The sequence below is a fragment of the Streptomyces sp. BF23-19 genome (assembly GCF_041106355.1).
Classification (GTDB): Bacteria; Actinomycetota; Actinomycetes; order Streptomycetales; family Streptomycetaceae; genus Streptomyces; species Streptomyces virginiae_A.
In genome coordinates this window covers 25,586-51,449 of record NZ_JBGBPT010000054.1, presented here as the reverse complement: position 1 = coordinate 51,449, position 25,864 = coordinate 25,586, and the positions used below count along the sequence as shown (strand labels likewise).

At 70.0% G+C, this 25,864-nt stretch carries 27 protein-coding genes and 6 pseudogenes; 23 read left to right on the top strand and 10 right to left on the bottom strand.

The genetic code is table 11. The features are described 5' to 3' along the window. The first annotated feature begins 287 nt into the window (after nt 1-287). From AB8A24_RS27465 to AB8A24_RS27445, 5 genes are all read left to right on the top strand, one after another. Nucleotides 288-722 (top strand): hypothetical protein, encoded by a 435-nt coding sequence (locus tag AB8A24_RS27465; RefSeq protein WP_369477881.1) that lies wholly within the window; start codon nt 288-290, stop codon nt 720-722. Nucleotides 723-787: 65 nt separating this feature from the next. Then, nucleotides 788-1,126 (top strand): PadR family transcriptional regulator, encoded by a 339-nt coding sequence (locus AB8A24_RS27460; protein ID WP_369477880.1) that lies wholly within the window; start codon nt 788-790, stop codon nt 1,124-1,126. Then, nucleotides 1,123-1,998, top strand: a complete 876-nt coding sequence (locus tag AB8A24_RS27455; protein WP_369477879.1) for a hypothetical protein — start codon at nt 1,123-1,125, stop codon at nt 1,996-1,998. The genes AB8A24_RS27460 and AB8A24_RS27455 overlap by 4 nt, the downstream gene beginning before the upstream one ends. A 98-nt stretch (nt 1,999-2,096) precedes the next feature. Continuing rightward, a complete protein-coding gene (locus AB8A24_RS27450; protein WP_369477878.1) occupies nt 2,097-2,246 on the top strand; it encodes a hypothetical protein in 150 nt (49 codons plus the stop codon). Nucleotides 2,247-2,335: 89 nt separating this feature from the next. Beyond that, entirely contained in the window at nt 2,336-3,151 is an 816-nt protein-coding gene (locus AB8A24_RS27445; RefSeq protein ID WP_369477877.1) for a DUF6234 family protein, read from the top strand. A 104-nt stretch (nt 3,152-3,255) separates the two neighbouring features. On the opposite strand, the pseudogene AB8A24_RS27440 reads toward AB8A24_RS27445, so the two are convergent. Both AB8A24_RS27440 and AB8A24_RS27435 read right to left on the bottom strand, forming a co-directional pair. Beyond that, nucleotides 3,256-3,369 (bottom strand): annotated as a pseudogene (locus AB8A24_RS27440) (IS982 family transposase); the annotation flags it as partial. A 66-nt stretch (nt 3,370-3,435) separates the two neighbouring features. Then, nucleotides 3,436-3,963, bottom strand: a complete 528-nt coding sequence (locus AB8A24_RS27435; protein ID WP_369477876.1) for a GNAT family N-acetyltransferase — start codon at nt 3,961-3,963, stop codon at nt 3,436-3,438. 308 nt (nt 3,964-4,271) lie between these two features. Here AB8A24_RS27435 and AB8A24_RS27430 point away from each other — a divergent pair, with 308 nt between their 5' ends. From AB8A24_RS27430 to AB8A24_RS27390, 9 genes and pseudogenes are all read left to right on the top strand, one after another. Further along, nucleotides 4,272-4,757: a hypothetical protein gene (locus AB8A24_RS27430; RefSeq protein WP_369477875.1), complete on the top strand. Its 486-nt coding sequence runs from the start codon at nt 4,272-4,274 to the stop codon at nt 4,755-4,757. A 291-nt stretch (nt 4,758-5,048) separates the two neighbouring features. After that, nucleotides 5,049-5,411 carry a hypothetical protein gene (locus AB8A24_RS27425; RefSeq protein ID WP_369477874.1) on the top strand — a complete coding sequence of 121 codons (363 nt, stop codon included), beginning with the start codon at nt 5,049-5,051 and terminating at the stop codon, nt 5,409-5,411. A gap of 201 nt (nt 5,412-5,612) precedes the next feature. After that, nucleotides 5,613-5,819: pseudogene (locus AB8A24_RS27420) on the top strand (hypothetical protein); the annotation flags it as partial. Next, a complete protein-coding gene (locus tag AB8A24_RS27415) occupies nt 5,803-6,126 on the top strand; it encodes a hypothetical protein (protein ID WP_369477873.1) in 324 nt (107 codons plus the stop codon). The pseudogene AB8A24_RS27420 and the gene AB8A24_RS27415, both read left to right, overlap by 17 nt. Nucleotides 6,127-6,690: 564 nt before the next feature. Further along, nucleotides 6,691-8,127, top strand: coding sequence for an IS1380 family transposase (locus tag AB8A24_RS27410; RefSeq protein WP_369477889.1), 1,437 nt, complete (start codon nt 6,691-6,693; stop codon nt 8,125-8,127). A gap of 266 nt (nt 8,128-8,393) precedes the next feature. After that, nucleotides 8,394-8,870, top strand: coding sequence for a hypothetical protein (locus AB8A24_RS27405; RefSeq protein ID WP_369477872.1), 477 nt, complete (start codon nt 8,394-8,396; stop codon nt 8,868-8,870). Nucleotides 8,871-9,047: 177 nt separating this feature from the next. After that, nucleotides 9,048-10,493, top strand: a complete 1,446-nt coding sequence (locus AB8A24_RS27400) for an NF041680 family putative transposase (protein ID WP_369477871.1) — start codon at nt 9,048-9,050, stop codon at nt 10,491-10,493. Nucleotides 10,494-10,578: 85 nt separating this feature from the next. Continuing rightward, entirely contained in the window at nt 10,579-10,887 is a 309-nt protein-coding gene (locus AB8A24_RS27395) for a hypothetical protein (RefSeq protein ID WP_369477870.1), read from the top strand. A gap of 18 nt (nt 10,888-10,905) precedes the next feature. Beyond that, entirely contained in the window at nt 10,906-12,252 is a 1,347-nt protein-coding gene (locus tag AB8A24_RS27390; protein ID WP_369477888.1) for a protein kinase, read from the top strand. A gap of 192 nt (nt 12,253-12,444) precedes the next feature. Here the strand turns inward: AB8A24_RS27390 and AB8A24_RS27385 are convergent, their stop codons facing one another. Together AB8A24_RS27385 and AB8A24_RS27380 are read right to left on the bottom strand one after the other, a co-directional pair. Then, complete coding sequence (locus tag AB8A24_RS27385; RefSeq protein ID WP_369477869.1) at nt 12,445-12,771, bottom strand: hypothetical protein; 327 nt, start codon at nt 12,769-12,771, stop codon at nt 12,445-12,447. A gap of 1,103 nt (nt 12,772-13,874) precedes the next feature. Further along, the gene (locus AB8A24_RS27380; RefSeq protein ID WP_369477868.1) at nt 13,875-14,693 is read right to left on the bottom strand and encodes an HAD family hydrolase; all 819 of its coding nucleotides are present in this window, start codon (nt 14,691-14,693) and stop codon (nt 13,875-13,877) included. 26 nt (nt 14,694-14,719) lie between these two features. On the opposite strand from AB8A24_RS27380, the gene AB8A24_RS27375 reads away from it, so the two are divergent. The 3 genes and pseudogenes from AB8A24_RS27375 to AB8A24_RS27365 all read left to right on the top strand — a co-directional run. Continuing rightward, nucleotides 14,720-14,968, top strand: a complete 249-nt coding sequence (locus AB8A24_RS27375) for a hypothetical protein (protein WP_328965334.1) — start codon at nt 14,720-14,722, stop codon at nt 14,966-14,968. Continuing rightward, nucleotides 14,968-15,687, top strand: coding sequence for a formylglycine-generating enzyme family protein (locus AB8A24_RS27370; RefSeq protein ID WP_369477867.1), 720 nt, complete (start codon nt 14,968-14,970; stop codon nt 15,685-15,687). The genes AB8A24_RS27375 and AB8A24_RS27370 overlap by 1 nt, the downstream gene beginning before the upstream one ends. A 203-nt stretch (nt 15,688-15,890) precedes the next feature. Beyond that, a pseudogene (locus AB8A24_RS27365) lies at nt 15,891-16,112 on the top strand (hydroxyurea phosphotransferase); the annotation flags it as partial. Nucleotides 16,113-16,267: 155 nt separating this feature from the next. On the opposite strand, the gene AB8A24_RS27360 reads toward AB8A24_RS27365, so the two are convergent. The 3 genes from AB8A24_RS27360 to AB8A24_RS27350 form a co-directional block, all read right to left on the bottom strand. Continuing rightward, a complete protein-coding gene (locus AB8A24_RS27360) occupies nt 16,268-16,651 on the bottom strand; it encodes a hypothetical protein (protein ID WP_266385782.1) in 384 nt (127 codons plus the stop codon). 110 nt (nt 16,652-16,761) lie between these two features. Beyond that, nucleotides 16,762-17,619 (bottom strand): NlpC/P60 family protein, encoded by an 858-nt coding sequence (locus tag AB8A24_RS27355; RefSeq protein WP_328965332.1) that lies wholly within the window; start codon nt 17,617-17,619, stop codon nt 16,762-16,764. 399 nt (nt 17,620-18,018) lie between these two features. After that, nucleotides 18,019-18,558, bottom strand: coding sequence for a GNAT family N-acetyltransferase (locus AB8A24_RS27350; protein WP_328965331.1), 540 nt, complete (start codon nt 18,556-18,558; stop codon nt 18,019-18,021). A gap of 381 nt (nt 18,559-18,939) precedes the next feature. On the opposite strand from AB8A24_RS27350, the gene AB8A24_RS27345 reads away from it, so the two are divergent. Further along, nucleotides 18,940-19,434: a GPI anchored serine-threonine rich family protein gene (locus AB8A24_RS27345; RefSeq protein WP_328965330.1), complete on the top strand. Its 495-nt coding sequence runs from the start codon at nt 18,940-18,942 to the stop codon at nt 19,432-19,434. Nucleotides 19,435-19,553: 119 nt separating this feature from the next. Here the strand turns inward: AB8A24_RS27345 and AB8A24_RS27340 are convergent. Then, nucleotides 19,554-20,009 (bottom strand): annotated as a pseudogene (locus tag AB8A24_RS27340) (glycosyltransferase); the annotation flags it as partial. Here AB8A24_RS27340 and AB8A24_RS27335 point away from each other — a divergent pair. Both AB8A24_RS27335 and AB8A24_RS27330 read left to right on the top strand, forming a co-directional pair. After that, nucleotides 20,010-20,168: pseudogene (locus AB8A24_RS27335) on the top strand (alpha/beta hydrolase); the annotation flags it as partial. Nucleotides 20,169-20,377: 209 nt separating this feature from the next. Beyond that, entirely contained in the window at nt 20,378-21,508 is a 1,131-nt protein-coding gene (locus AB8A24_RS27330) for an FAD-dependent oxidoreductase (RefSeq protein ID WP_369477866.1), read from the top strand. Nucleotides 21,509-21,631: 123 nt separating this feature from the next. On the opposite strand, the gene AB8A24_RS27325 is transcribed toward AB8A24_RS27330, so the two are convergent. Beyond that, nucleotides 21,632-21,970 (bottom strand): hypothetical protein, encoded by a 339-nt coding sequence (locus tag AB8A24_RS27325; protein WP_369477865.1) that lies wholly within the window; start codon nt 21,968-21,970, stop codon nt 21,632-21,634. Nucleotides 21,971-22,108: 138 nt separating this feature from the next. Continuing rightward, complete coding sequence (locus AB8A24_RS27320) at nt 22,109-22,636, bottom strand: hypothetical protein (protein WP_369477864.1); 528 nt, start codon at nt 22,634-22,636, stop codon at nt 22,109-22,111. A gap of 1,043 nt (nt 22,637-23,679) precedes the next feature. Between AB8A24_RS27320 and AB8A24_RS27315 the strand changes: the two genes are divergently transcribed. The 3 genes and pseudogenes from AB8A24_RS27315 to AB8A24_RS27305 form a co-directional block, all read left to right on the top strand. Continuing rightward, nucleotides 23,680-24,123, top strand: coding sequence for a hypothetical protein (locus AB8A24_RS27315; RefSeq protein WP_328965326.1), 444 nt, complete (start codon nt 23,680-23,682; stop codon nt 24,121-24,123). 222 nt (nt 24,124-24,345) lie between these two features. Beyond that, a complete protein-coding gene (locus AB8A24_RS27310) occupies nt 24,346-24,993 on the top strand; it encodes a translation initiation factor IF-2 (protein ID WP_369477863.1) in 648 nt (215 codons plus the stop codon). A gap of 192 nt (nt 24,994-25,185) precedes the next feature. Then, a pseudogene (locus tag AB8A24_RS27305) lies at nt 25,186-25,665 on the top strand (DUF3626 domain-containing protein); the annotation flags it as partial. Nucleotides 25,666-25,864: the final 199 nt, after the last annotated feature.

The window sequence follows — 25,864 nt, the reverse complement described above, 5'->3', positions numbered from 1 at the left end:
CGCTCCGGGAAGGCTCGCCGGCGCGCGGCGCCGTTCCGCTCCCGGGCGCGGGAAGCCCGTACGCGCGTAGCTGGGACCTCCGACTTCGCGGAGCCCCTGGATACGGGCCGCGTGCCCGTATCCAGGCCTCGGGGGAAGTTCTTGCGGTCCCTGCGGTGAGTACGCGTACTCATGCGCCCACGTCCGGCCGGGAACGAGGATGAGCCTCGGAGTCGACGAGACGGGGGCGGGGGTGGGGTGGGGCGGCGGCGGGGATGGGACGGGCGAGGAGGCGCCTGGCGGCCGTCGTGGCAGCACTGAGCACGGCGGCCCTGACGAACGACTCCTCCACGCTGCCCGACAGCGGGGAGCTGCGCGCCATGGCCACCACCGCCGAAGCGCAGCACAAGCGGGATGCCGAGGAGGTGAGGCTCCGGACGCTGCCGGGCCGCTGCGACGGGATCGAGGGACTGCGCACGGGCTTCACCGCGGTCTCGGATGCATGTACCGGGCCGAGTGACCGGAGCTTCGCGGAGGAGGCCGCCGTCCACCTGATCCCTGCCCGGCGGTCCGCCGCAGTCGGCCCAGGTCGCGGACGATCACTCCTGCCGGGCCGACACCGTCCCGTACTCCCGCTGCGCCACCTACCCTGGCCGGCCGCCGTCCATCGCGAACCTCCGCGCCGGAGCATCGAACCGTTGAAGAACACGCACCGAGTACCAGCTGCGTTGTTCAACGAGTAGCACGCAACGAGAGAGAGACGAGACGTGCATCGACATATGTCGGCTGCCGAGCTATGGTGGCGCGCATGAATGATCAAGCTCTACGTGAGCCGACCCTGCTCATCCTCACCGCGATCGCCGACGCCCCACGGCACGGATACGCGATCGCCCAGGAGGTCGGGGAGATCTCGCGAGGCCGCACGAGGATGGGCACCGGAACCCTGTACGGGGCGCTGGAGCGGCTCCTGGAGCAGGAGCTCGTCGCCGTCCACGCGGAGGAGGTGGTCGACGGGCGCATGCGGCGCAGCTATGCGCTCGCGCCGCGCGGGCGTGAATTGCTGGCGGCCCAGGCGGCCCGGATCGCGCGTACCGCTCATGAGGCCGCTCGACGGCTGGGACTGGACGGTCGGGCGGTGACCGCGTGAGCGCGTGGGTGAAGCTGTACCCGGGCGCCTTCCGGCGGGAGTTTGGCGACGAGGGCGCCGACGCCTATCGCGAGGGCACACGCGGGGCGAGTGGGCGTGTCCGGATGCTTGAGGCCGTCGATGTCGTCGGGCACGCGCTGCGCCTGCGGCTCGGGCTGGGCTCCGCGGGACGCGCCGGTCAGCTGCTGGCGGCGGTGGCACCGTTCGCCGTCGTCGCGGTCGGGGCGGCCGCGATGAGCTGGGCCAGGATGTGCGCATTCGTCCTCACGATCAGCGGCGGATTCGGATTCGACGACGCATTTCCCCAACTGATGGCGGCCCACCTCGTTGCCGTGCTCGGGGCGTTCCTCGCTCTCGCCGGGCGATGGGCCCTGGGTACGTGGACCGCGCTGGCGGGGGTCGTCGCGGGTATCGCGGTCTATGCCGGTCGGCTGGGCACCGATCTCGTCGGGGTGGCCCTCCAGTTCGGCATTCCGCTGCTCGTCCTGTCGCTGGTGGCGTTGCTGTGCCCGCCCGATCTGCGTCCGACTCCCCGGACCCGTACGCGGACCGGGGTCGTCGCAGTGCTGGCGTGGACGGCGGTGATGGCCGGCACACTGCTGGTCCTCCCGCTGTCGTACCCGCTCCCCGAACTGAAGTTCGCCGTACCGATGGCCTACGGACTGGTCCTGGCAGGGCGGCAGGCGTTCACGCGGCTGCGCACCGCACCGGCCGTCCTGTTGGCCGGCCTGCCGCTGGTGTGCTTCGGCGAGAACCCCGGCGGGTCGGACAAGCTCGTCCTCACCGGTGCACTGGGCTTGCTGCTGGCCGCAGCGGTGATGGTGAGCATACGGCGGCGGCGCAGCGGGCCGAACCCGCTCGCGGGCGGCTAGACCGCTTTCCTTCGGATCACCACATCGTGGTCAGATGCCCCACCCCACCCGGAAACCCGGTGGGCCGCAGGACAGCCTCGCCCGGACAAGGAGCCCCCGTGACGTTCACGAATGGAGAACTGCTCTGGGCAGCAACCCGCATGCTCGCCTACCTGGCCGGAACACTCCTGCTCTGCGCAATCGTGATCACCGTCGCAGTGGCCCTCACGGTCACCGTCAAGGAACGCACCACATCCCGGCGCCGGTGAAGGCCGGCCACCCCGGATCGCGGGTCTTCCGGTCGCCGGTGAGTACGCGTACTCATGCCTGCCCACGGCAGACTCGGCATGATGCGGCCATGACGGATTCCCTGACCGAGCCTCGACCCCGGCGTAACTGGCGACCCTGGTCGCGCCGGACGTCCCGCGGCGCAGACCTGACCATCGGTATCGCCCTCTTACTGCTCGGGGTGGGATGGCTCGCACTGGACTACATGTTCGGGCACGGCCTGGAGGTCTGGGCCGCGCAGGGAGACCGGGAACGGATCGACGCGGCAGACCTCGCATACCTGGCGCGGCTCCAGGATTACCTCGTGGCCGTGCTCGTGGTCGCGGTCCTCGCGCTCGTGTTCCGTGCGCGCTGGACGGTGCTGACCCAGCTGCTCGCCGCCACCCTGGCGGGGGCATTGCTGATGCTCGCGCAGCACTACTGGGACCGCTCCCATCCCAGCCCTGCTGGTACGGCGTCGGAAGGTGCGGCCTCACGCCATGGCGAGAACAACGCCTTCCGCATCCCGGGTGAGATGTCCCCCGCGAGCGCGCACGACACGCAGAACGCGCAGAAGGAAGCCGACCGCATAGAGCCCGTCCTCAAGCGGCTCCGGGACGGCGGGACCTGGGATCCGACGAGCGTGCGCGCGGCGCTGCTCGAGCTCGGGTTCCAGGAGGAACGGTTCGGGCCGAAGGGTGAGTGGCTCGGCGGAACCCTCAGCGTGCGGGAGAAGGAGCCGCGCTTCGAGACCGACCACTACATCACGCCCGCGGGGGCATTGGTCGGTGCCCGTGTCCATGACGACGCCTGCGTCACCGCCTTCGTGCAGAAGACCAACTATGTGGTGAAGACCAACGGCCCGTACCCCGAGGGCGGCTGCTTCGAGCCCCCTGCCGGTCACTGACCGACCGCCGGACCGTTTCGGATCCGCGCCCACCTCAAAGCGCCCCTTTCAGGCGCTCGGCATGGGGACCGGTCTGGCCAGTACCTGGTCCAGGACCTCGGTGAGGAACCCTGCCGGTTCCACTCGTTCCGCCGGTCCGGCCGCACGAGGTGGGCGCCGAGCCGCTCCCGGAAGAAGGTCTCGAACTCCCTTCCGGCGAAGCCCTCGCACGCGAGTACCTCCGTACGCGAGTTGCGGTTCCGGCTCAAGTTCTGTGGCCGATCACCCTCCGTACCGCCCGCGTCTCATGCGGTCCCACGATGCGGCACGCGAGCGCGCGCCATACGCACGTTGGGCAACCTGCCTCGCCACAGCTCGCGCTCACCCGTGAGCTGGAACCCGTGGCGCTCGTAAAACCGGATCGCTCTCCCGTTGTACTCAGTCACCCGCAGGTGCATGGGTGCTCCGTCCGCCCATAGGAAGAACTCACCCATCAGCTGACCGCCGATGCCCTGGCCTTGTGCTTCGTTCAGCAGATACATCGGTCCGAGGGTCACCAGTTCGTCTCGGCGGCCACAGAGGACACCAGTGATCTCAGCCCCGGATCGGACGACACGACAGAAGAGCCGTTCAGGGTGGTGCGCGACCTCGTCAATGAACTCTCGCCACTGCGCAATGCCCTCGATGGTGACAGCGGACCCTCGCTGCTCGCGGATCCACGTCTCATCAACGCCGGCTTCTTCGTTGGGGTAGGTCTGGAGCCAGGCCGTGAGCTGCATACGGCCGACGGATGCAGCATCGTCAGGACTGGGCGCTTCGATTCGGTGGACCATGGCGTCATTCTCAGAGGTGCGACTGACCTGCGGCATGCGGTTGTGCCACTGCCGGCCGCGTCGATATCCAGAGTCAGCCCACATTCGTCGGCAATCACAGAGTTGGCTACGTGGGTGAGAACGGTGGATTCGGCTCTCGCTCGAGATGCTCGGAGATGCTCGGAGATGCCGATGAGAAATAGCCGCACCTGGAGCGTTGGGGGCAATCGGCCAGGTGGGTCGGAGCCCGACTTCCTCCCCCAGGCGGGGGAGAAAGTCGGTACGAGCGAAGGAGGTGGCCCGGCCGCTGCTCACCGCAGGATGAACCCATGTCCCGATCCCGCAAGAAGCACCTGGCCGCAGCCCTCACCGCCTGCTTCGGCGCCCTCGCCTACACCGTCAGCAAGGTGGACCTGGCGAGGAGGGGTGAGCTGGGCATGCCGGGCTTCCCCGCACCGGCCGAGGCCTACGCCGCCGTTGCCGATGTCGAGACCGCCCAACTGGCCAACGCGGCTCTCGGCCTGCTGGTGGCCGTCGTTGCGCTGCTCCTCGTCCGCCTGCCGCGGACCCCCCTGATCCTCTGGCCGGCGCGCGTCGTCTCCTGGGCGGGCATCGCGATGGTGGGAGCGGGCGTTCTCGGCTTCGGCGCCCGCGCGGCGGGCCTGGCACCGAGCCTGGGTGCCACCCCTCCCCACATGCCCACCGCGCTGGCGGCATTGCTCGTCGGAGCCGTATGGGTGACGGCCTGGACCATCGCCACGGTCTCCGCCACGCGCAGCAGCCGCCGGCGGTACGCCGCCGGCACCAATCGGTGAGGTTCACAGTCACCGGTCGGCGCAACGCGTTGGCAGCGAACCATCAACTGCGGAATCGACCTTGGACTTCGGCAGCACCCGGCTCCCTCATCGTGAAGCGCACAACCATGGTGCCGAAGCAAGTCTCCAGAGCGGAGCGTCATATCGGCGTTCGATCGCCGGGTCGGTGATCTCGTGCGTTTACGGCCGATGGCCCGTGGCATCATCAGGCCCGTGACAGGACGAGTGGTGCGAACCCAGGCCGAACGTCTTGGTGGATACCGCCGCGTCCTTGAGGCAAGGAGTCCGAACGTGACCACTGAGCGTCTGCGTTCGCTCGCGGTCGATGAGATTCGACCGGTGCGACTGTGGACGGCGCGCAGTCCCCTGGCACCGCCTGATGCGTTGGACCGGCTCGCACGGGACATGGATTCGGCGGTTCAGTGGAATGCGTTGATCAACCCGAACCTGCCGGACACTGCACTGCGCCGGCTCGCCGATCTGGAGGCGAAGGAGGCTGGAACGAGATGGTTCATTCTTCGCGAACGCATCGTTCATCACCCCAACGCCTCGGAGGCCCTGCGGGCGGAGCTCGTGGCAGTCGGAGCCTGCAGTTGCCCGCGGCCGTGCGGCCGGAACGTCTATGCGCGGCAGACTTCGACGGTGGCCAATTAGGGACGCCCAGCCCGTTGCGGCGTTACTGGAGAATCCAGCTCGGCCATAGAGCTGGCGCTTCATCTTCTTGATGCGGTTGACGGCGCCCACAATGCTGCCGGAGCTCCCGTCGAATGTAAGCCCGGCTGTCACTCCGTCGAGGTCTTGGACAAGGTGGAGTGCGAAGCCGGTGAGGCCGGGTAGCCAGCTGTCATCCACCGCGTCGGCCGACACCTATGGGTCGTGGAGCGGACGGCTTCCTGGCTCTCAGGCTGCCGTCGCTCACACCGGCGCTACGAACGTAAGGCCGAACACTTTCTGTGGTTCGCCGCCATCGCCGCAGCCCTCATCTTCTACCGCCGCTCGAAGACGAACGCCAAACCAGCTGAGCGACTACTGCAATATGGTTCAAGTGAGCGAAACGACTGAGCAGATGCAGACAGTGGCCCGTCTCTGGCAGGAACACCGCCAAGCATCCTTCCCCGACAGCCTGCGGAGTGCCAAGTCCGCGGGTATGTACGTGTGGCCGCTCGACTTGTACACCGCCGGCTGCGTACTTCATTGGCTGGACAACGGCTGCACTCTCGACTCGGAGAACTCCCGCATCGTACAGAGCTGCATCGAGGATCTGGCCCGAGTCATCCCTGAGATCATCGAGCCTGCAGCAGCCGAGTACTGTCAGCGGTTGCACCAGCTCGCAGTGCTCGTGGCAGGCGACCCATCCCACGCCACGTGAGATGACCTCTGATTGACCGGTGCGTTGTCGGCGACGAGTTCACCGTGGAGGTGGGTGACGCTGTTGCAGCCTGCGGCGAAGCATCGCTCCGGATGGCGCTTGTAGGCGTCCAATCTGCTGGGCCGGGGCCGGTTCTCGCGGATGGTGTCCTGCCCCCGTGCGGCGCTCGCGTACCTGAGCACGGTGTTGAGGCCCAGCCCTGGGTGCCGGGCGATCGTCCGACGTGAGTGACCTTGGGCAAGGTTCGTGGACCAGGGCGTGTGCGGCCTTCTTGCCCTCGGCTCGTCGGCCGGAAGCCAGTCCGGTGGCCGCCGGCCACCGGCGAAGGATTGCGCGGGCAGTCGCGGTGAACGGCGACGCGTGTCTCCACGGCTCGGCCGAGTCCCTGCCGCGGGTGAACCGGTCGGCGACCTGGAGGGCGTCGGGGGCACCACCCGCCGAAACAGCGCCCACGCCATAAGAAGCACTGCCTAACCTCGCCGTTTCGGTTGGGTACGGCAGCTGGTGAGGCAGAAACGCGAAAGTGCCTTCCTGACCTGGAACGATGAACCTTGCTGAGGGGTTCTGTCGGTCCAAGCGGAGGGCACTTTCTACGTGCAGGCTATCGGGTTGCGTCCCAAGGTCCATGTCAGTGCCGATGGTTCGGGGGTGGTCGGGCATGCCGGGGCACGGTTGCTGGCGGATCTCGCTGATGCCACCGCGCTGACCGCCGCGTACTCCGCCGTTCTCAGGCCGCTTCGGCCGCGCGGGACCGGACACGATCCGGGACGGATCGCCACCGACCTGGCGGTGATGCTCGCCGACGGAGGCGAGGCCATCGCGGACCTGGCAGTACTGCGCGACCAGGGCGAGGTGTTCGGCCCCGTCGCCTCGACACCGACGGCCTGGCGACTGCTCGCCGACACCGACGAGAGGACACTGACCGCTCTGCGCTCGGCCCGTGCCCGGGCCCGGGAAGTCGCCTGGCTGCAAGCCGCCGAGCAAGGTGAGGGCATACCCGCAGTCCGGGCCGCGGGACGCATGCTGCCCGGGCTGGTCCTGGACCTCGACGCCACGCTGGTCACCTGCCACTCCGAGAAGGACCAGGCCGCACCCACCTACAAGGGCGGCTTCGGATTCCACCCGCTGCTGTGCTTCCTCGCGAACACCGGAGAGGGGCTGTCCGGCCGGCTGCGGCCCGGAAACGCCGGCGCCAACACCGCGAGCGACCACATCACGGTGCTCGACCAGGCACTCGCGCAGATCCCCGACGCCCACCGGCACGGCACTGACATCCTTGTCCGCACCGACAGCGCCGGATCCGCGAAGGCCTTCCTCACCCACGTCCGAGATGCGCGGAAACGAGGAATCCGTGCCTTTTTCTCAGTCGGATACGCGGTCTCCGAGCCTGTCCGCCACGCGATCCGAGCCATGCCCGACCACCTCTGGCATCCCGCCCTGGACCAGGACGGCTCGCTCCGTGCCGGCGCTAAGGTCGCCGAGCTGACCGGGATGGTCGAGCTGACCGGCTATCCGGCCGGCACCCGCATCATCGTGCGCCGCGAGCGACCACACCCCGGCGCCCAACTCTCCCTGTTCGACCAGGACGAGGGCCTGCGGCACCAGGTGTTTCTCACCGACACTCCCTACTCCGGTGGTGGTTCCGCCCAGTTCCTGGAGGTCCGTCACCGCGGGCATGCCACCGTCGAGGACCACATCCGGTGCGGCAAGACCACCGGCTTCGGCCGCTTCCCCTCCCGCCACTTCGCGATCAACTCGGCCTGGCTCGAACTCAGCCTCGCGGCGATCGACCTGCTGGCCTGGATGCGCGTCCTGCTGTTGGACGGGGAGCTGGCGGCTGCCGAGCCGAAGAAGCTCCGCTACCGGCTACTGCACGTCGCCGCCCGCCTCACCAGGGGCGGTCGGCGACTGCGCTTGCGGATATCGCAGACCTGGCCCTGGAGACACGAACTGACCACGGCTTTCCACCGCCTTGCCGCACTGCCCCGTCCCGCCGGCTGACCAGTAAACCCCTGACCGCCCACGACCCGAAAGACCTTGGAGAACCCGACCCCCGCGCCGGGACTCCGCCATGCTCAAGCAACGAAGTCACCTCGCCCACCTGGCAGCAGACGATCAGCGACGTCTCATCACCCCAACCGAAACAGCGAGGCTAAGCTTGTTCTTTAAGGGGTTCCTGCCCGATCTTGTCGAAGCTGACCGTTGTCCCCGAAGACTGATGACCCGTAGGTTCATCTCGACAAAGGTTGAGGGCGGCTGGGGGGCTGATGCTGGACACGCTGGTGACGACGGCCGCTGGGGCTCTTGCAGCCACGGTGGGAGTTCTGGTCGGCGGTATCGTCACACGTCGCGCTCAGGATCGTCAGTGGCTACGTGACCAGCAGCTTGTCGCCTACCAGGAGCTGTTCAGTCACTACGCCAAGTTCACAATGGAACTCAGGCGGGCGCATGGCGACCAGCGTGGCTGGGATTACGACTGGGGCCAGTGGAGTGCGGCTTTGATGCGTGTAAGCCTGGTCGCACCTCTGGAAGTCGCAACCGAGGTCGATGATTTCGGCCGCGCCATCAACTCCTTCCTGGACCAAGTTGCGCGAGGGCGCGACCCACTTTGTGACCCGGTGAGTCCAGAGGAGTTCGAGCAGGCCAGGCAGGCACCTGCCGAGGCGCAGGTGAGGCTGGTCAACGCCATACGAAGGTCACTGAGCAGTGGTCAAAAAGGACTGCTCTTCGGAATCGGCGGGTAAGGCACCAGCGCGGGCCTTCGGTGAGCATGCTCCGGCTGCGACGAGAGGGTGGTCTGGTCTCGAACGATGCCCCGAACGTGATCGCTCGTACGAGGATTCCGGGGACGTGAACACGGCGTCCGTCTGATCCTGTGCTCCGACCAAAGAGGCACTTGATCAGCACGAAGGCCGTGGGGAATGAGTCTGCTGCATCACGATGTCCGGCGGGAAGCGTTCGCGGTGGCGTCACACTTCCGGGACGACTTCTTCGACTGCCTGCCCGTGCGCCGGGACACGCTCTTCGAGCTGACCGACGCGTTGCTGTGCGCGGACGGGCCGGTGACCACGCCGGTGGACCTCACACTGACGGCTGAACACAGGCGTGGGCACGGCGCGATGTACGACGCGCTGAACCGCGGGAACGTCGATGTGCCGCGGCTGCGGCGGGTGCTGGCCGGGCTGCCGCAGCCCGAGGCCGGCGACGGGCGCCTGGTCCTGGCGGTGGACGTCACCCACTGGCTCCGGCCGGACGCACCGACCAGTCCGGACCGCTTGTTTTGTCACGTCTACGGCCGTAGCGGACGCTCGTCGGACCAGTTCGTACCCGGCTGGCCCTACTCGTTCGTCGCCGCGCTGGAGTCGGGCCGGACCTCCTGGTGCCAGATCCTGGATGCGCTGCGGCTGGGACCGGCTGACGATGTCGCCGAGGCCACCGCAGCCCAGGTCCGCCGAGTGGTCGAGAACCCCATCGACATGGGGCGTTGGCAGCAGGGCGACCGCGACATCCTGATCGTCTTCGACGCCGGCTACGACGGTCCGCGCATGGCTTATCTACTGGAAGGGCTGCCGGTGGAGGTCCTCGGGCGGATGCGCACGGACCGTGTGATGCGCAAGCCGGTCCCGGTGCCGTGGACCTCACCACCGCAGGGCGGACGACCACCGAAGCACGGCAAGGAGTTCCGCTTCGCCAAGCCCGACACCTGGGGCGAGCCCGATGCCGCGACCGTGCAGGTCACGGACCGCTATGGCACCGCTCGCACGATGGCATGGGACCGCATCCATCCTCGTCTGACCACCCGCTCCGCGTGGATCGATCACACCGGCGAACTCCCTGTCATCGAGGGCACGTTGATCCGCCTGCAGGTCGACCGCCTGCCCGGCGGACACGATCCACTCCCCGTCTGGCTGTGGACCTCTGCCACCGGCCTGTTGGGCGAGGACGTCGACCTGCGATGGCAGGCGTTCTTGCGCAGATTCGATCTTGAACACACCTTCCGGATGATCAAGCAGACGCTGGGCTGGACCCGCCCGAAGCTCCGCACGCCCGAGGCGGCGGACCGGTGGACCTGGCTGGTCATTGCCGCGCACACCCAACTCCGTCTCGCCCGGCCGCTGGCCGCGGATCTCCGCCGCCCGTGGGAGAAGCCGACCGAGCCTGGACGGCTCACCCCCGCCCGGGTCCGCCGAGGGTTCAGGAACCTCCGCCCGAACTTGCCCTGTCCAGCCCGTGCGCCGAAACCCAACCGGCCCGGCCCCGGCAGGCCACTCGGCTCGAAGAACCGGCACCCCGCCACCCGCTACGACGTGGGCAAAACGGTCAGACGGCCCGACAGTATCGCCGAACGTGACCAGGTCAGACCATAAAGAACAAGCTAAGGTCCATCACAACGGCCCGACCGGCGGGTGGCACGGTACAGGCCGGCAACGGCCGTAGGGGCAGGGGGAACCGATGGAGTCACTGCGGCCCGGAGACCCGTCGGAGATCGGCGGATACCGTCTGCTGGCACGACTCGGAACAGGCGGCATGGGTGAGGTGTTTCTCGCCCGAACGGCCTCCGGGCGGGCACTCGCGCTCAAGACCGTTCACCGAGAACTCAGCCGGGACGCGGACTTCGCCGAACGCTTCGACCGCGAGATACGCACCAGCGACCGGGTGCGCTCCCCGTGGACGGTGTCGGTGGTGGACTTCAGCCCACCCGGGGCGTCCCCGCAATGGCTGGCGACCGAGTACATACCCGCCCCCTCCCTGGCCGACTAGGTACACGGCTGGGGCCCGCTGGAAACACCCGCCGTCCGACGCCTGGGACAGGAACTGTCCGTGGCGCTGGTGAGCGTGCGCGACGCCGACGTCGTCCACCGTGACATCAAGCCCGCGAACGTACTCCTCGGCGCGGAACGTCCCTTCCTCATCGACTTCGGAATCGCCCGCACCGTCCACGACCCACGACACACCCGCACCGGCACGGTCATCGGCACACCCGGCTTCCTCGCACCCGAACAAGCCACCGGCACGATCGCCGGAGCCCCGGCCGACGTGTTCTCCCTCGCCGCGGTCCTCGTGTACGCGGCAACCGGCCACAGCCCCTTCCTCGGCCCCGGCGAAGAACTCGACCTCCCCGCCCTCCTGTACCGGATCGTGCACGACGAACCGCAACTCGAAGGCGTACCCCAGCCACTACGCGCCCTGCTTCAGGACTGCCTCGCCAAGGACCCACGACAACGCCCCGACCCTCAAGAGATCACAGCCCGCCTCGACGACGGCCCCGAGAAGGCCTGGCGACCGACCGCACCACAAAACCTGCTGGCCGAAACCGGCCGCCGGGAAAGCGAGCTCCACCAACTCCTCGCCCTCCCCAACACCACCGGGACTCCCGGGACGGACAACAGCGCTCCCCCCACACCGGCACACGCACCCGTGCCGCTGCCACCGCCACCCCTACCGCTGCCGTCGGCGGGGGCGGGGGCTGGAGCGGGGCTGTTGCCGGGGATGCCCGTGGGTGCCGCGACCCCGGCGTACTCCCCCGCCCCGGCCCCCAGGCGCGGGCGCGGACGGGCGGTCCTACGCTCACGGACGGCCGGTGCCACCGTGGGCACAGCCGCCGTCGCCGCAGTCGTCGCACTCGCGGCATGGCTCCCCGGAGCGCGCGACGGCGGGGACGGCGGCAACGGCGGCCGCGGAGCACCCCCACCGAGCACCCCCGCGCAGTCGACGGGGGTGGTGGGGGCGCTGCCCGCCGCGTGGGCCGGTACATGGACGGGCGTCGGACCCGGAACACCGGAAGCGGACGGCGTGTCCCGAGCCAGGACCGGTCAGTTCACGGTCACCGTCACACTGAACGGCGGCGCGGTGGGCGAACTCGTCGGCCGACAGGTCAGCAACCTCCACGAGACCACCACCGGACGAAACCTCGGATGCACCGAAGCGCTCCAACTACGACAGGTCCGTGGAAGCAACGCCGTGTTCGAAGCCGTCACCAGCCACCCCACCGATCCCACCGCCGCCATCCAGTGCCCCCGAGGCAACCTGTACGTACTCACCCTGACCGACACCGACCAACTCACCCTCGAAACCGAGGGCAGTCAATCAACCGGCGCACCCACCGCGCTCGCCCGCCAACCATGACCCGCAACGCATCGACACCGCGCATCACACACACCGTCACCGGCGCCTGAGAGGGGCCGGGCGGGCGGCCCGCCGCTCAACAGGCGGCCTTCCAAGGGCCTGACGGGAACGGGCGGAACACCACGCGTACCGGCCGGGACCGGCATGGGGGGCAGCCCTGCCCCCCTGCCGGTCACGGCCCGGTCCCGGTGCTCAGGTACGGACGGCCCGGGGCAGACCCGGAGCACGCGAGGCGTCCAGGCGTGCCTGCGTCAACCGCAGCAGACGGGGGTCCAGCGCGGGCAAAGCCCGCAACACAGCGACCAGTTCGGGACCCGACTCCACCACCGACGCCCGGTCCTTGAGCTGGGTCCAACAGTACAAAGCACCCGCAGCCGCCGCATGGACCTCCGGGCCGGCCACGCCCTGGCCGGCCAACCGGGCCCGGCACGCCCCGATCCACAACCCCGTGGCCAACGGGAAATCACCGGCCATCCGCGCCAGATCCGCCCGGATCTCCGCCCACTCGACCGCCTCCATCGAGGAGAACCCGTACGTGTGCTGGACGTGTTCCTCCCAGGCTCGCGCAAGAGCCGCCGCCTCGAGATGGCGGCCCCCGTCGCCAACGCATGGATGTGCGGCCGCGGATCCCCACCCGGCACCCCACCGAGCGGCGACCCGACCACGGCACCGGCGGCTGGGGTAAGGGTCGCACCGGCGTTCGGGGCGGAGTCCGGCCCGTCCCCGCGCCCCGGCCACCGCTGCCCGCCCGGCTGGTACGGGTTCGGGCGCCGCCCACCCGGCTGGTACGGGTCGGGCGCCGGCGGGGCGGGGCGCATGCTCAGCTCACGGGCGGTCGGCAGGACCAGAGCACCCGGCGGAAGGCCCGCAGCCCCCGCCGCGAGGGCATGCAACTGCACATCGGCCGGCCGGGCCGGACCACGACGCAACTGCTCGATCCAATGCCGGGTATAACCGCTGGCCGTACCGCCACCCGTGGCGAAACCCGGCGGACACACCACCCCGTAGACCTCTGTACCCGAAGCCACGGGCAGACCCTCGCACTCCCGCAGCACCGGCCAGGCATCCCCGTCCGCGACCAGATCGACAAGCACCGTCGTCAACCCCGCCGGACGCCCACGCAACTCACCGCCCAACCATTCCCACGGCAAGGCCGTGTAACGGACGGCCGATCGCGTCGTCCCCGCCAACGCCACATACAACCGGCCTCGCCGATCCGCGGTCAGCCGGCCCGACAGATAGACCAACAACGGACCCGGCGTCGCAGCCGCCGAACGCAGCCGTGTCAAAACCGTGTTCGGATCACGCGCCCCGTCCAGACACACCGTATCCGTGGGGAGCTCACCACCGAGCAACACCGAAGCCGGCACCATCGCGAGAGCCGCAAGATTCGCGCTCGGCGCCAACTGCACCGTGCGACGCCGCACAACGGCATCCCCGGCTATCAGGAGAACATGCCCCCGCCGCTGCCCCGAACCGTAGAAGTACATGAACAGACCGTACTCACCCTGCAGGCACCACCACCAACAACCACTCCCTCCGCAACCCCCGACGGGCACCGCAGGAGGTGGGCGCAACGCTGCTGCAGGGCCTGAGCGAGAGGGCTGGGGGGAGGTCCTGCCCTATCTCGTCGTACTGATGAGGCGGTCGATCGCGGTGGCGAAGTCCTCGGCGATACGAGTGGGTCCGTACGAGTCATAGGACCACGTCCGGCCGTTCGACACCCAGATGCTTCGAAGCCCGAGCGCGTCGGCGCCGGCGATGTCGGCAGGCGCGGAATCGCCGATGATCCACGCCCCGGCGAGGGGTACTCCGACGGCGCCGGCGGCAGCGTGGAAGATCTTCGGATCGGGCTTCTTGAAGCCGACCTTCTCCGAGATCACCCAGCCCTGGACGAGCCGGTCCAGTCCGGTACGGAAGATCTTGGCTTCCTGCTGGACAGTGCGGCCGTTGGTGACGATCACACAGGTCCAGCCGTCAGCCGACACCCTGTCCAAGGCAGCGCGGGCAGCATCCGTCAGCACGACGTGATCAGCGCCGCCACGGTCGAGCAGAGCCTGGACGGCCGTGGCCGGCACCCTGCCCCGGAACCGGTCGTTCATGGCCGTGGCGACATCGTGGCGGGCCGTATATCCACCGGCGTCAACTGTCATCACCCACGTCACATCCGTGGCGGGCAGGTGATGCTCAGCGAGGAACGTGGTGACAGCGTCGCGGAACGCGGCGTCGCGGTCGATCAGCGTGTTGTCGAGATCCAGCATCAGCAACGGCACGATCAGCAGTAGACCACGGGCTGTGATCGAGGCCGGACTCCACCCGGTATCGCCGTCGGCCGACAGTCCGAAGAAGCCCCGCCGGACCACACCCGACAGGCCACAAGGCGCTCGGAACGCGTCAGGGCCGGTGATCCACCATGTGGGAGACGAGGGCACGCCGTTCACCGACCACCTGGTCTACGCTCGGTCCGGTGATCGAGAACGGGTACCAACTCGGCGCCGCCACACCCCGGATCGGGCCGTCGCCCACGGGAACCCCCGCCTCCGTGTGGTCCCTCGACACCACCACCGACACGTTCGGCAAGCACCGCGTCGAGGACGCACACGCCGTCCTGGGCACCGCGCAACACGAGAAGGCCGCACGCCCGCTGCCACCCGGACCCGCCGTCACCGACCACCACGACAACAGCCACCACCAGGAACGGGAACAACCAACTTGATGATCACCGTGCCGGGCGGGCAGGTCACCCTCACCGACCGCCGCACCCAACGCAGCTGGACCGTCGACGTCGCCCCCTACCTCCTCGCCGGACACCCCCTCACCCAGGCCGCCCACGCGCAGACGACCGGAACGCCGGACGGCGGGCGGCTCCCGGCGCACAGCCTGTCCTGGTGGGACGCGGTCCGCTACTGCAACGCCCTCTCCCTGCAGGAGGGACTCACCCCCGCCTACCACCTCCACGACACCACGGACGGCGCGGACGGCGCGGACGGCGCGGACGGCGCGGACGGCGCGGACGGCGCGGACGGCGCGGACGGCGCGGACGGCGGCATCACGTGGGACCGGAACGCGGACGGCTACCGTCTGCCCACCGAAGCCGAATGGGAGCACGCGTGCCGCGCCGGCACCGCCGGCCCCCGCTACGGACCCCTCGACGACATCGCCTGGCACCGCGGCAACTCCCAGGAAGGCATCCACGAAGTCGCCACCCGCCGCCCCAACCCCTGGGGCCTGTACGACATGCTCGGCAACATCTGGGAATGGTGCTGGGACCTCTACGACCCCGAGGTGTACGGCTCCTACCGAGTCCTGAAAGGCGGCGGCTGGTACGACCCGCACTGGAGCTGCCGTACCTCCGTCCGCCGACGCAGCCACCCCACACTGCGCATCGAAGACGTCGGACTACGTCCCGCCCGCACCCCGCGCCCCCAACCCTGACCCACTGCCACGGCACCGGCCCCACGAGACCCGCACCCCCGAGCAGCCGCCGCGTGCCCATGGGCCCTATCCGTGGTCGCGGTCGCGGTGGGAAACCCACGGTGGTGCCGGTGCGCCGTGCGGACGATTCCCGGGCCGCGGCGCTCAAACTCCAGATGCCGCGCGAGGAGACGACCGCCGCGCTGATCGGGCTGCGGGCCTGGCTGGACTCAGGCCGGGAAGGACTCCGGGCCACCGGGGACGCGCCACGGGTGGTACGGCGCCGCTTCGACCTGCTGACCGAGGCGCTCGGGCCGGACCGCCGGCGCGCGGTCGGCTGGACCCTGGCCCGACTGCTGCAGAACACGCTGTGGGACATCGAGGACGGGAGGACCAGCATCGACCCCTCCCGGACCGCCATGTCGGACGCGCTGCCCGGCCGCTGAACACCTCACATGCCCGTCGCCCGCATCGGCGAGGACCTGTCGGGCCGGGCGGCAGCAACGAGCCCTGCCCTCCTCGGCTTCGCCGAGGAGGGCAGGGGGCTCAGCGTCGTTCACCAGGCCTTGCGTCCGGCCGGTGGTGACGAGCCGGCTCAGCGTCAGCACTCACGCAGGCCCGGCGCGGGGTCGACCGAGGTGTGGACGTCCACGGCCGCGACGTTGCCCCACTGGCCGTTGTCCAACTGGGTCCAGTACCAGACGTTGTTGCCGCCGGCGTGCTGGTCACCGCGGCCCCAGCACTGGAACCAGCTGGGGCTCGTGTTCAGCGGCCCCCGCACCGCGGAGTTGTACCGGCGGTGCTCGTAGCCCTTGGCGCCGACCCGGTTGCCGCACCACAGCTTGCCGTCGGCGCGGACTCCGCATTCGGCGGCGGCGCTCTTCCCCGTGGCGGGCGTCGCCTGGGCCGGGCCGGTCACGGTGGCCATGCCACCGGCGAGTGCGGCGGCGGCGAGACCGAGAGCGATCTTCCTGCTTGCGGACATGCTTCCTCCTCGAAGAGGCTCCCGGGGGAGCCGGATGATGGGTGATTGGTGGTTGCTCATCGGTGGAGCGGGTGGTTCGTGCGGTGCAGGTGGCTCGGGTGGCGCGGTGCTCAGGGGCAGGTACGTACGCCGTCCAGCCAGGCGGGGCCCTTGAGGTAGATGTTGGTGATCCACGCCCCGTACTCGGGCAGGTAGGACCAGGCGTCGTTGGTGTAGCCCTCCGCCGTCACCGGTTCGGCGTGCTTCTGGCACTCGACGCGCACCATCGTCGGGCCGGGAAACCGGTGTACCCGCGGACTGGTGGTGGACGGCTCCTTGTGGGTCCACACATCCGTGCCCCACGTGCTGAACGTGCCCGGTGCCGTCGCCGGCGCGATGCGGACCGCTCCCGCGTAGTCCCCGCCCAGCCGTACGTCGCTGACGGTGATGCGGGTGCCTGATTCCCGCGCCTCGACCATCTTCCCCGCGCCCAGGTAGATCGCGATGTGGTGGATGGAGCCCCCCGACCCCCATGCCAGCAGGTCCCCGGGAAGCAGCGGTCCGGTCCCTTGAGCGGCTGTGAAACGCTGGTTCACCTGCGGCGAATGGAACTGGTGGTAGGCGTTGCCGGACAGCGGATCGCCGCCGACCGCGCGGGCGTAGGCGTACCGGACCAGGCCCGAGCAGTCGAAGCCCAGCCGCTCGGGGTCGTGTGCGCTGTCCGGGTCGCTCGGGTCGACCTGGCCGTAGGTCGGCCCCGGCTGTGGCCCGTGGCCGCCGCCCCAGGTGTACCAGACGCCGATCTGTTCGCACGCGGCCGCTACGGCCTTCTCGGCCGCCGCGGAGGCACCGGGGGCGAGTACTCCGCACGCCTCCGCCGCCTTCTGTGTCGTGGCCGGCGCGACCGCTGCGGCGCTGCCGGCACCTCCCCACGCGGCCAGGAGGGTGAATGCCGCCACCGCCACCGCCGCCGTTTTCCGCATCGCCATTTCGGGTCCCCCGTCCCACCACGCGGTCTCCCGCGGGGCGTCATGCTCATCGTGGTTTTCACAGCGTGCTCGCCGTACGGAGCACGCACCGGCCGTCTGCCGGACACTCCGAGCCTGTGCCCCGCCACCCCTCCGTGTCGAGGAAGCGCGGGTCGCCCACTGGAACGGGAAACGGGAAACCTTCGGGAAACCCCCTCTCAGCAGGCACTTTGACTGTTCGTCAACAGGCCCTTCGATGGAGTCGCGGCGCCCGCGCGCGCTGTGCCAGCACCTCGAAGCCGCTCCGGGAAGTCCGTGTTGTCCACGGCGCGAGCCCCGCTGTTCGTGGGAGGTCCGCCGCCGGCCGCCCGGGCCGGGCCGGGTGGTCTTCGCCTCGGCCGCGCAGCCTACGCGCTTCTCTCAGGTGTCGGCCGGGTCCGGGCCCCGCAGCGCGCTGGTCAGCGGGGCCAGCACGCGCCAGCCTGTCGTCTCGTACAGAGCGCGGCCCTGCGGCGTCGCGCCCAGCACCCCTGCCGTGGCCCCCTGCTCCGCGGCAGCCGCGGTGAGTCCGTGCATCACCAGGTGTCCCAGGCCGCGGCGTTGGTGGGCCGGGTCGGTCTCCACCTGGTCGACGACGGCGGTGCGGCCGGTGACGGCGATCTGGCCGCGCGCGGCGAAGACGCCGTCGGCGGTACGCACCAGAGCGCGGGTGACGCCGTCGCGTGTCCAGGTGTTCAGCCGGTAGCCCGCGGGGATCGGGCCCAGGGCTCGGGTGGGAGCGACGGGTAGAGAGGCGCACATCAGGTAGCCCGGTCCCCCGGCGAGATGCCAGCCAGGGGCGAGCCACGGTTCGAGTGTTTCCGGTGGAACGAAGGCCTTCAACCAGACGCCGGGCGCGGTGGCATGTTCGGTGATCCTGTGGACGGTCGCTTCGTCCGCGGAGTGCAGAACGTGGCGCATGACATGTCCGGATAGGCCCACGTCGACGGTGAAACCCCAGGCGGAGGGCGCGGGTTCGGCTGCGCCGCGCGAGGCGGACCACCCGTGGACCCAAGCCCGCACGGCCTCGGCCGTGTGCGTGAAAGGCAAGACTCCCCCCTCATTGGTAATGGATGCAGATGCTGAATGATTATTACATCAGGAGGTGCGGCGGATTGCGGAAGACGCCCGACTGCGGCACAGCTCGCACGACTTCCTCGCCTCGGGGCCATGACCGAACGTCGGACGCCGACCCTGACTCCGCGCTCTCGGAGCCTTCGGGGTGCCTGCTGGTGCGGGGTCATCAGGTCCGGGGGATCGCCTGGGCCGTGACGTGCGTGCAGGGTTCGCCGTTGATGAGAAGTGATCACTGAACCGTGCTCCGCAGCGGCAACGGCCGCGGTAGCGGTGCGCCTCCCCCGCACGCAGAGGATCGGCCCGCGTCTCCTCACCCTGCTCACCCCTGCCGTGCTGGCCGCCGCGAGCCTGCTCCTCGGACCGGCGGCGCCGCCCAGCTGGGCAGCCGCGAGGTTCGCGCAGCCCCTCACCCATGCCGTGTGGCGGGCAGGCACCGACCAAGCGATCCTCTGGTCCGACGCGTCCCCCGGAATGCAGCCCTTGCGGCTCATGCGTGGCTCATCGACGGCCTTGCAGGAAGTCATGACCCTTGCCATGGTCGACGGGGCCGCGAACCGGTACTCCTGGGCGATCCCCGCCGGCCTCCCCGCGGACTCCACCTACGCCATCGCTCTCGGCACCAACCCGGACATCGGATACAGCGGCCAGTTCACCATCACCAGCGCCGCCACCGCCCCGCCGCCGCCCGGCCCACCCGCCCCCAGCCCGTCCGCCGTGTGAACCATCCAGCCGACGGCACGGAGGCGCCGCCGCACAGCCCGAGGCCGCCCGGCCAGGGTGAACGCCGTACCCGGGGGCCTCGACCCGGTGCCCTTGGGATCCCGCCGGTCACCCCGCGCTCATCGCTCCAGCCGTCGCACGGCCCTCACCACGGCTTCCGCTCCGTCCTCCGTCGCCATGTGCCGTGCGGCAGCCTCCGCCGCCTGCGCGTACGAGGACTCCCGCACCGCGCTCGTGAGCGAGTCGGCGAGGCGTTCCGCGGTCAGGGAGCGGAACGGGATCGGCATCGGCGCCGCGCCGATCGCGGCGAGTCTCGTGGCCCAGAAGGGTTGGTCCGCGGCCACCGGAACGGTGACCGACGGGATCCCGGCGCGCAGGGCCGCCGCCGTGGTCCCGGCCCCGGCATGGTGCACGACGGCAGCGAGGCGCGGGAACAGCAGGGCGTGCGGTACGTCGCCGACGGTCAGGATGTCGTCGCCCGCGTCGGCGGCGAGTCCGGCGCTGCCCGACTGAAGGATGCCGCGCAGCCCGGCCTGTCGTAGGGCGCGTACGGCGATCCCGCTCAGGCGTTCCCCTGGGACGACGAAGGGAACCCCCGGCAACGGGCCCTGGACCTGTTCGACGCCTTCGGCACCACGGAGAAGACGCTGCACGCCAATCCGGGCGGACACACCGGTACCCCGTGGTTCGAGGTGGAGGACGGGAACCGGTTCTTCGGGCGGCACCTGAAGTGAGGCCGGGCCGTCAGGGCGGCAGCAGACGGTAGAAGGTGCCGGGCACCCGCCATCGGCGGTATGGCCCGGTCGGGGTGGCGGACCTGCGGTATCGGCTCTCTGTCGGGTCCTGTCGGTCAGCTGTCGGTGGCTCGTCGGCGGGGCCCGGCACCTTTTCCGTAGACGGCCGGCCCTCCACCGGGCGGCCCGACCCCGAAGGAGCAACAGCCATGCACACACCCGTCACGATCATCGGCGCCGGACTCGGCGGACTCACCCTGGCCCGCGTCCTGCACGTCCACGGCTTCCCGGTCACGGTCTACGAGGCCGAGGCCTCCCCCCTGGCGCGCCTGCAGGGCGGGCTGCTCGACATCCACGACTACAACGGGCAGCTCGCCCTCAAGACCGCCGGACTGATGGACGAGTTCCACGCCATCGTCCTGGAGGGCCGCGAGGCGATGCGCGTCCTCGACCCGGACGGGACTGTCCTGCTCGACAGGGCCGACGACGGCACGGGCGGTCGCCCCGAAGTGCAGCGCGGCGAGTTACGGCGGATCCTGCTCGACTCGCTCCCGGCCGGAACCGTCCGGTGGGGGCACAAGGCCGCCAGCATCCGCGCCCTCGGCGAGGGCCGCCACGAGGTGGAGTTCGACGACGGCAGCAGGGTCGTCACAGGCCTCCTGGTCGGCGCGGACGGTGCCTGGTCGCGGGTCCGGCCGCTGCTGTCCACCGCCACGCCCGAGTACGCCGGCACGTCTTTCGTCGAGACGTACCTGTTCGACGCCGACACCCGTCATCCGGCCGCAGCGAAGGCGGTCGGCGGCGGGATGCTGATCGTGGCCGCGCCGGGCCGGGAGATCTTCGCCCACCGGGAAACCGGGGACACCTTGCACACCTATGTGTCGCTGGCGAGGCCGCTGGACTGGTTCGCCGCCATCGACTTCACCGATACGGCCGCGGCCACCGCGCGTATCGCGCGCGAGTTCGACGGCTGGGCACCGGAAATCACCGCGCTGATCACCGACGGCGACACGGGGCCGGTCCTGCGCCCCCATTACGCTCTGCCCGCCGAGCACCGGTGGGACCGGGTACCGGGAGTGACCCTGCTCGGCGACGCCGCCCACCTCGCGGCCCCGAACGGCGAGGGCGCCAACCTCGCCATGCTCGACGGCGCCGAACTCGGCCAGGCCCTCGCCGCCCACCCCGACGACATCGAGGCCGCGCTCACCGAGTACGAGCAGGCCATGTTCCCCCGGAGCAGCGAGGTCGTCGTCTTCGAGGGTGCCGAGGTCCACGGGATCGACACCGACGACGACAGGCTTCACGCCCTGATCGGCATGATCACCAAGAAGGACCGATGAGCCGCCGCCCGAGGTCGCGGCGAGCGGCTGTCACCCGCAGGGTGCCCCCTGATGGGCTGCGCTGGACGGGAGGGTAGGAATCCACGGTCGTCGACGGGCCGCTCAACGACCGGCGAGGCGGCATCAGCCGCCTTCAGGTACCCCGTCGAACGGCGCGGCGTCGGCGGGGGCGACGTCGCGCCGGACATGCCCGACCCACGAATCCGGTGTCAGGACAGACCACGTAACGCCGATCTCGACCCCGTGGAGGGTCCGCGCGAGGTCCGCCAGCGGTGTGAAGACCGCAGCCTGAACGTCCTCGACGGCCGCATCGCCAGGCATCGCGACCTTGCCGCATCCGCCACCCGCCCCATCGGTGACGAGCGTGTAGGGCCACACGTCGCCGCGTCCCGCCAGCAGGATGATCTCCCTGGGTATACCGAAAGGAGGCCTCTGCTTCTTCGTCCTGGGTCGTTTCGGCATGCCGCCATTCAACCCGACGGCCCCCGGGGCCGGGTGCCCGTGACGCACAGGTCCGGTCGCCTTGCAACGCACGACACGGGACGCCGCTCCCCCGATCCGGTCGACCTGAAAGGCTCGGCAAGATCCGGAAGAGACGGCCTAGGCCGCTCGCGGGGTCCGGCGGGGCCGAGGTGTTGCGTCCAGGAGCGCCCACAGGCGGCGGCCGTCGTCGGCCAGGTCGTCACCGCAACTGTCGACCGTGGCGAGGGCCTGGAGCGCGGCGAAGACCTCGCCCTCGGGCGCGGCGCCGGGCTGGTGGCTGAGGGCGACCACCAGGATCTTCTCCGCCTGGTCGGCGAGGTGGACGCTGACGCGGCGTCCGCCGTCGTGCACGGCCGCGGCAACCAAGAGCTTCACCGCGGCTTCCATGTCCTGCTCGTCCAACCCCGGACAGCACCACCCGCGAACGACAGCCAGGGCCTGGACCGCGGCCTTCCCGGGCGCCCACTCGTCGGCCCGGAACGTCAACGCCGCCGTCTGCCGGTTCCGGATCTGCATGCGCGGCCGGGACAGACCGGGCAGCCGCGTTCTGGACTCCGTGGCCGGCTGCCGTCGCGTCGGCTCCACCGGCTTCTTCTGCGGATACGTCGGCGACAGCTTGGGCCCTTCGGCCTCGGGACTGGTCAACTCGTTCTCCTCGCACCGTGCATCAGAGGCTTCACCATCCTGGCAGGGTTCCTTCCACCGTCGGGAGCGAATCATCCGGCCCTACGCCGACCAGGAACCCCCAGGGGCCTTTCCACAGGGGGGTCCGGTGGCGCCAAGGCGACGACGGGGTCAGCCGAAAGGGTGCGTGAGGAGCCGTCATCGGTACTCCGTCAGCGGGCGGAGGGAGGCTACGGCTGCCGCACCCGGTCGTCGCTCGGATGTTCACCATGTCAAGGGCCGTCCGTCCCGTAGCGGTCGACCGTACGCGAGGCGAACGCGGCCGCGCCTCGCGTGCGACGACGCCATGAAGGCGAACAGGATGATCGTTGCTCAGCAGCCGACGGTGCCGCGAGGGCGAAGAAGACGAGCGTTCCTGCGGCGCAGCCGTCGGCCGCCCACGTCCGGCTACGGCACGCGGCTCACCGTGCCGTGCTTGAGGACGGGGGCATGGCAGAGGGGCCGGCCCGTGGTGGGGATGCCGCCGCCGTGAATCCGTCGCCACCGGCCCTGGAGATCTGGACAGGCGAGCGCGAGAGCACCCACACACAAACCGAACAACTGGCTCTGCTCCGCCTGTCGTTCCGCAGGCGCGGCCGTCTGTGACCGAGCGCGACAGTTGGCCCTTGAGCGTGATGGTTGGCCCCTGTGCATCCGGGTTGGCCTCTCAGCCAGCGCTGCTTCGAGCAATGGGCCTTTGACCTGCTGGAATGCCCTACCGGTGGCTTGAGGACAGTGGCCGGGGCCGGTGTTCCTGCGGCTGTCAGGGTGCCGAACGGGTCCCTGAACCGGCCCTATGGGTCGGTCGTGACCCCGCTACCCGACCAGAGATGGGTGGCCCGGGTGGAGAACCCCGATGCTCACAACCGGCCCTGCAGCTGACCGAGGAACCGGCCGGCCCGAGCGCGGTGCAGTCAAAGCGTCTGCCGCTCGACGGCTGGAGCGGCCCCGAGAGAAATCTGGTCGACGGCACCTTGCACAGCGGGGAGTATGCGACGCGACCGATCAAGCATCCGGAGACGCGCGTGGGAAACCGACAGGCCGACATCGACTTCACCTTCACGCACCCAACCACCGTGCGCGCCCTGCTGGAGGTACTGGCCCCCGCAGGCTGGTCCGCCGAGGAACGCCTCGGCCACATCTCGTACATGGTCAATGACGCAGACGACATGTACTACTGGTACGACAGCACCCCCGATCGCCTCGACGCCGTGCTCGCGGAGCTGGATGCCGCGGCGAACCTGCCCTACACCGTGGCTCTGAACGTGTACCACCTGCAGGGAGGGACTGGCGGCATGCTCATGCTCTACGCCCAGCGCAGGAAAGTCTCCTTCCTCCCCACGATCGCCCGCCGAGGCATCCCGGGCGCGTCGAAATTCACCGACCTCGCCTGGTACCTGCACGCCCTCGTCCCGTCCCTCCTCGGAGTCGGCCTCGAAGGGTACGAGGCCCGGGAAGACGGCAACTAGGCATCCTCTGGGACGGAGTACTCCGTGGCTGCCGTGGAGGTACGGCAGATTCTGAGCATCGGATTTGTCCATCCGGGCCAACTATCGTGCTCAGTCACACGTCGCCGGACCCCCACCGACCGCCCCCTCGTCCGATTGCCGCACCAGCTGAGTACGATCGCCTACGCCGGTCCGAGTAGGCGAGCGGTTGCCCGCCACGCGCGGCACCGGAAGGGTGGAGACATGCGCCGACTGCTGTTGCTCGCCCCACTGTTGCTGTTCACCGTCGGCTGCGGGGTGGTGCAGTCCTCCAAGGGCGAGGCGACGGACGCCGCACGAGAGGCGGCCAGGAGAGTGGGCGAACGGCTCTACGGCCAGCGTCCGCGCACGGCGGAGGAGGTCGGGCGCTCCGCTTCCGGCATCGACGGGGTGGAGGTCCTGCGGGTGACGGGTACCTCGACACACGACGGGGACGGCGTCGACGTGGCCGTCCGCACGTCCGGTTCGGCGTACAACAGTTGGTTCGACCTCGAGGAGGTCACCGTGCTGCGCTGTTTCGTGGTGCGGGTGTCGCCCAAGTCGGAATGGCGTGCGGATCCCCGTGACGTGGACTGCCCGGATGTCGCTCCGCTGACCTTCGCCCCGCCACCCGAACTGCCCCGGCTTCCGGCCGAGGAGCTCCGCGCGAAACTCCCCCGGGTACCAGAGGGCGGCCGGGTCGGCGTTCTCCTGTCGGTGAAGGGCAACGGCTTCGACGCACAGGACTGCCTGCTTGCCCGCGTGGGCCCCGGCGCCACCGAGGTATGGGTGCCACCTCGGATCCAGCGGATGCCGGGAGAGGGCGGCTGCACTGTCGGCAACGCCCTGAACCCGGCACCACCACCGCACTGAACGGGGCCGAGCCCGACGAAAGGCCACCGGTACGTTCCCGCTTGGCCAGGTACGGCACTGAGAACCCCGGACCGAGGTGCTGAGGTTCGTAGGGCGACCCGGCCCTACCGTGCAGCCTCAGGCCAGTGACCTGGGCCTTTCTACCTGAAGGAGCGCGTCGGTGATGGGGGCATCGCGGCGGTCGGCGCAGCGGTGGGAGGGCTTGAGGAGCTCCGAGGAGAGCTGACCGGTTACCGCTACCGGATGTTGGGCTCCTATGCCGAGGCCGAGGACGCCGTACAGGAGACCATGGTCCGGGCGTGGCGCGGCATCGGCCGGTTCGACGGCCGGTCGGCGCTGCGGACCGTGGCGTACCGCATCGCCACCAATGTCTGCCTGGACGCACCGGCTTCAGGCGCGTACGACGAGGCGACCGCTCAGGAGCGGCCCGTCCACGGGGCGTTGAACTTCCGTCGCAAGCCGGTCGGCGGGGCGCCGCGGTTCGGCTCCGCCCACTTCCGGCTGACCGCGCAGACGCTGACGCGGACCACGTTCTGCTACCGCTACCCGGACAGCTTTCTTGAACCCCCGGATTTCGGTGTCGCGGCCCGTATGGGGCTCCTCGAGCTCGCCCTCGCCGATCACCAGGACGAGCTCGACGACTACATCGAGGCCCAGTTCCACGGGCCGGTCCGGCTGCACCGCGACCTGGAAGGCCGCCGGCGGTGCGGTGGCTCCGGCACCGATGGGGGCCGCTGTGCCCGATGGCCTTCGTTGAGGTCCCTACGAGCCGCGTGGACGGCTTCGGCGCCCCTACGGCCGGGGTCCGGCCTGGCCGCTACGTCGGGCCTCCGCCGCGGAGCAGCCGTTGACGGCGTTCGGCTGCCTGTGG

What these genes read in the sequence shown, in the direction of transcription:
- AB8A24_RS27460 (WP_369477880.1), top strand. Translation starts at nt 788, where the DNA reads ATGAATGATCAAGCTCTACGTGAGCCGACCCTGCTCATCCTCACCGCG.
- AB8A24_RS27445 (WP_369477877.1), top strand. Translation starts at nt 2,336, where the DNA reads ATGACGGATTCCCTGACCGAGCCTCGACCCCGGCGTAACTGGCGACCC.
- AB8A24_RS27435 (WP_369477876.1), bottom strand. Translation starts at nt 3,963, where the DNA reads ATGGTCCACCGAATCGAAGCGCCCAGTCCTGACGATGCTGCATCCGTC.
- AB8A24_RS27430 (WP_369477875.1), top strand. Translation starts at nt 4,272, where the DNA reads ATGTCCCGATCCCGCAAGAAGCACCTGGCCGCAGCCCTCACCGCCTGC.
- AB8A24_RS27405 (WP_369477872.1), top strand. Translation starts at nt 8,394, where the DNA reads ATGCTGGACACGCTGGTGACGACGGCCGCTGGGGCTCTTGCAGCCACG.
- AB8A24_RS27400 (WP_369477871.1), top strand. Translation starts at nt 9,048, where the DNA reads ATGAGTCTGCTGCATCACGATGTCCGGCGGGAAGCGTTCGCGGTGGCG.
- AB8A24_RS27395 (WP_369477870.1), top strand. Translation starts at nt 10,579, where the DNA reads ATGGAGTCACTGCGGCCCGGAGACCCGTCGGAGATCGGCGGATACCGT.
- AB8A24_RS27385 (WP_369477869.1), bottom strand. Translation starts at nt 12,771, where the DNA reads ATGGAGGCGGTCGAGTGGGCGGAGATCCGGGCGGATCTGGCGCGGATG.
- AB8A24_RS27370 (WP_369477867.1), top strand. Translation starts at nt 14,968, where the DNA reads ATGATCACCGTGCCGGGCGGGCAGGTCACCCTCACCGACCGCCGCACC.
- AB8A24_RS27360 (WP_266385782.1), bottom strand. Translation starts at nt 16,651, where the DNA reads ATGTCCGCAAGCAGGAAGATCGCTCTCGGTCTCGCCGCCGCCGCACTC.
- AB8A24_RS27355 (WP_328965332.1), bottom strand. Translation starts at nt 17,619, where the DNA reads ATGGCGATGCGGAAAACGGCGGCGGTGGCGGTGGCGGCATTCACCCTC.
- AB8A24_RS27350 (WP_328965331.1), bottom strand. Translation starts at nt 18,558, where the DNA reads ATGCGCCACGTTCTGCACTCCGCGGACGAAGCGACCGTCCACAGGATC.
- AB8A24_RS27330 (WP_369477866.1), top strand. Translation starts at nt 20,378, where the DNA reads ATGCACACACCCGTCACGATCATCGGCGCCGGACTCGGCGGACTCACC.
- AB8A24_RS27325 (WP_369477865.1), bottom strand. Translation starts at nt 21,970, where the DNA reads ATGCCGAAACGACCCAGGACGAAGAAGCAGAGGCCTCCTTTCGGTATA.
- AB8A24_RS27310 (WP_369477863.1), top strand. Translation starts at nt 24,346, where the DNA reads ATGCGCCGACTGCTGTTGCTCGCCCCACTGTTGCTGTTCACCGTCGGC.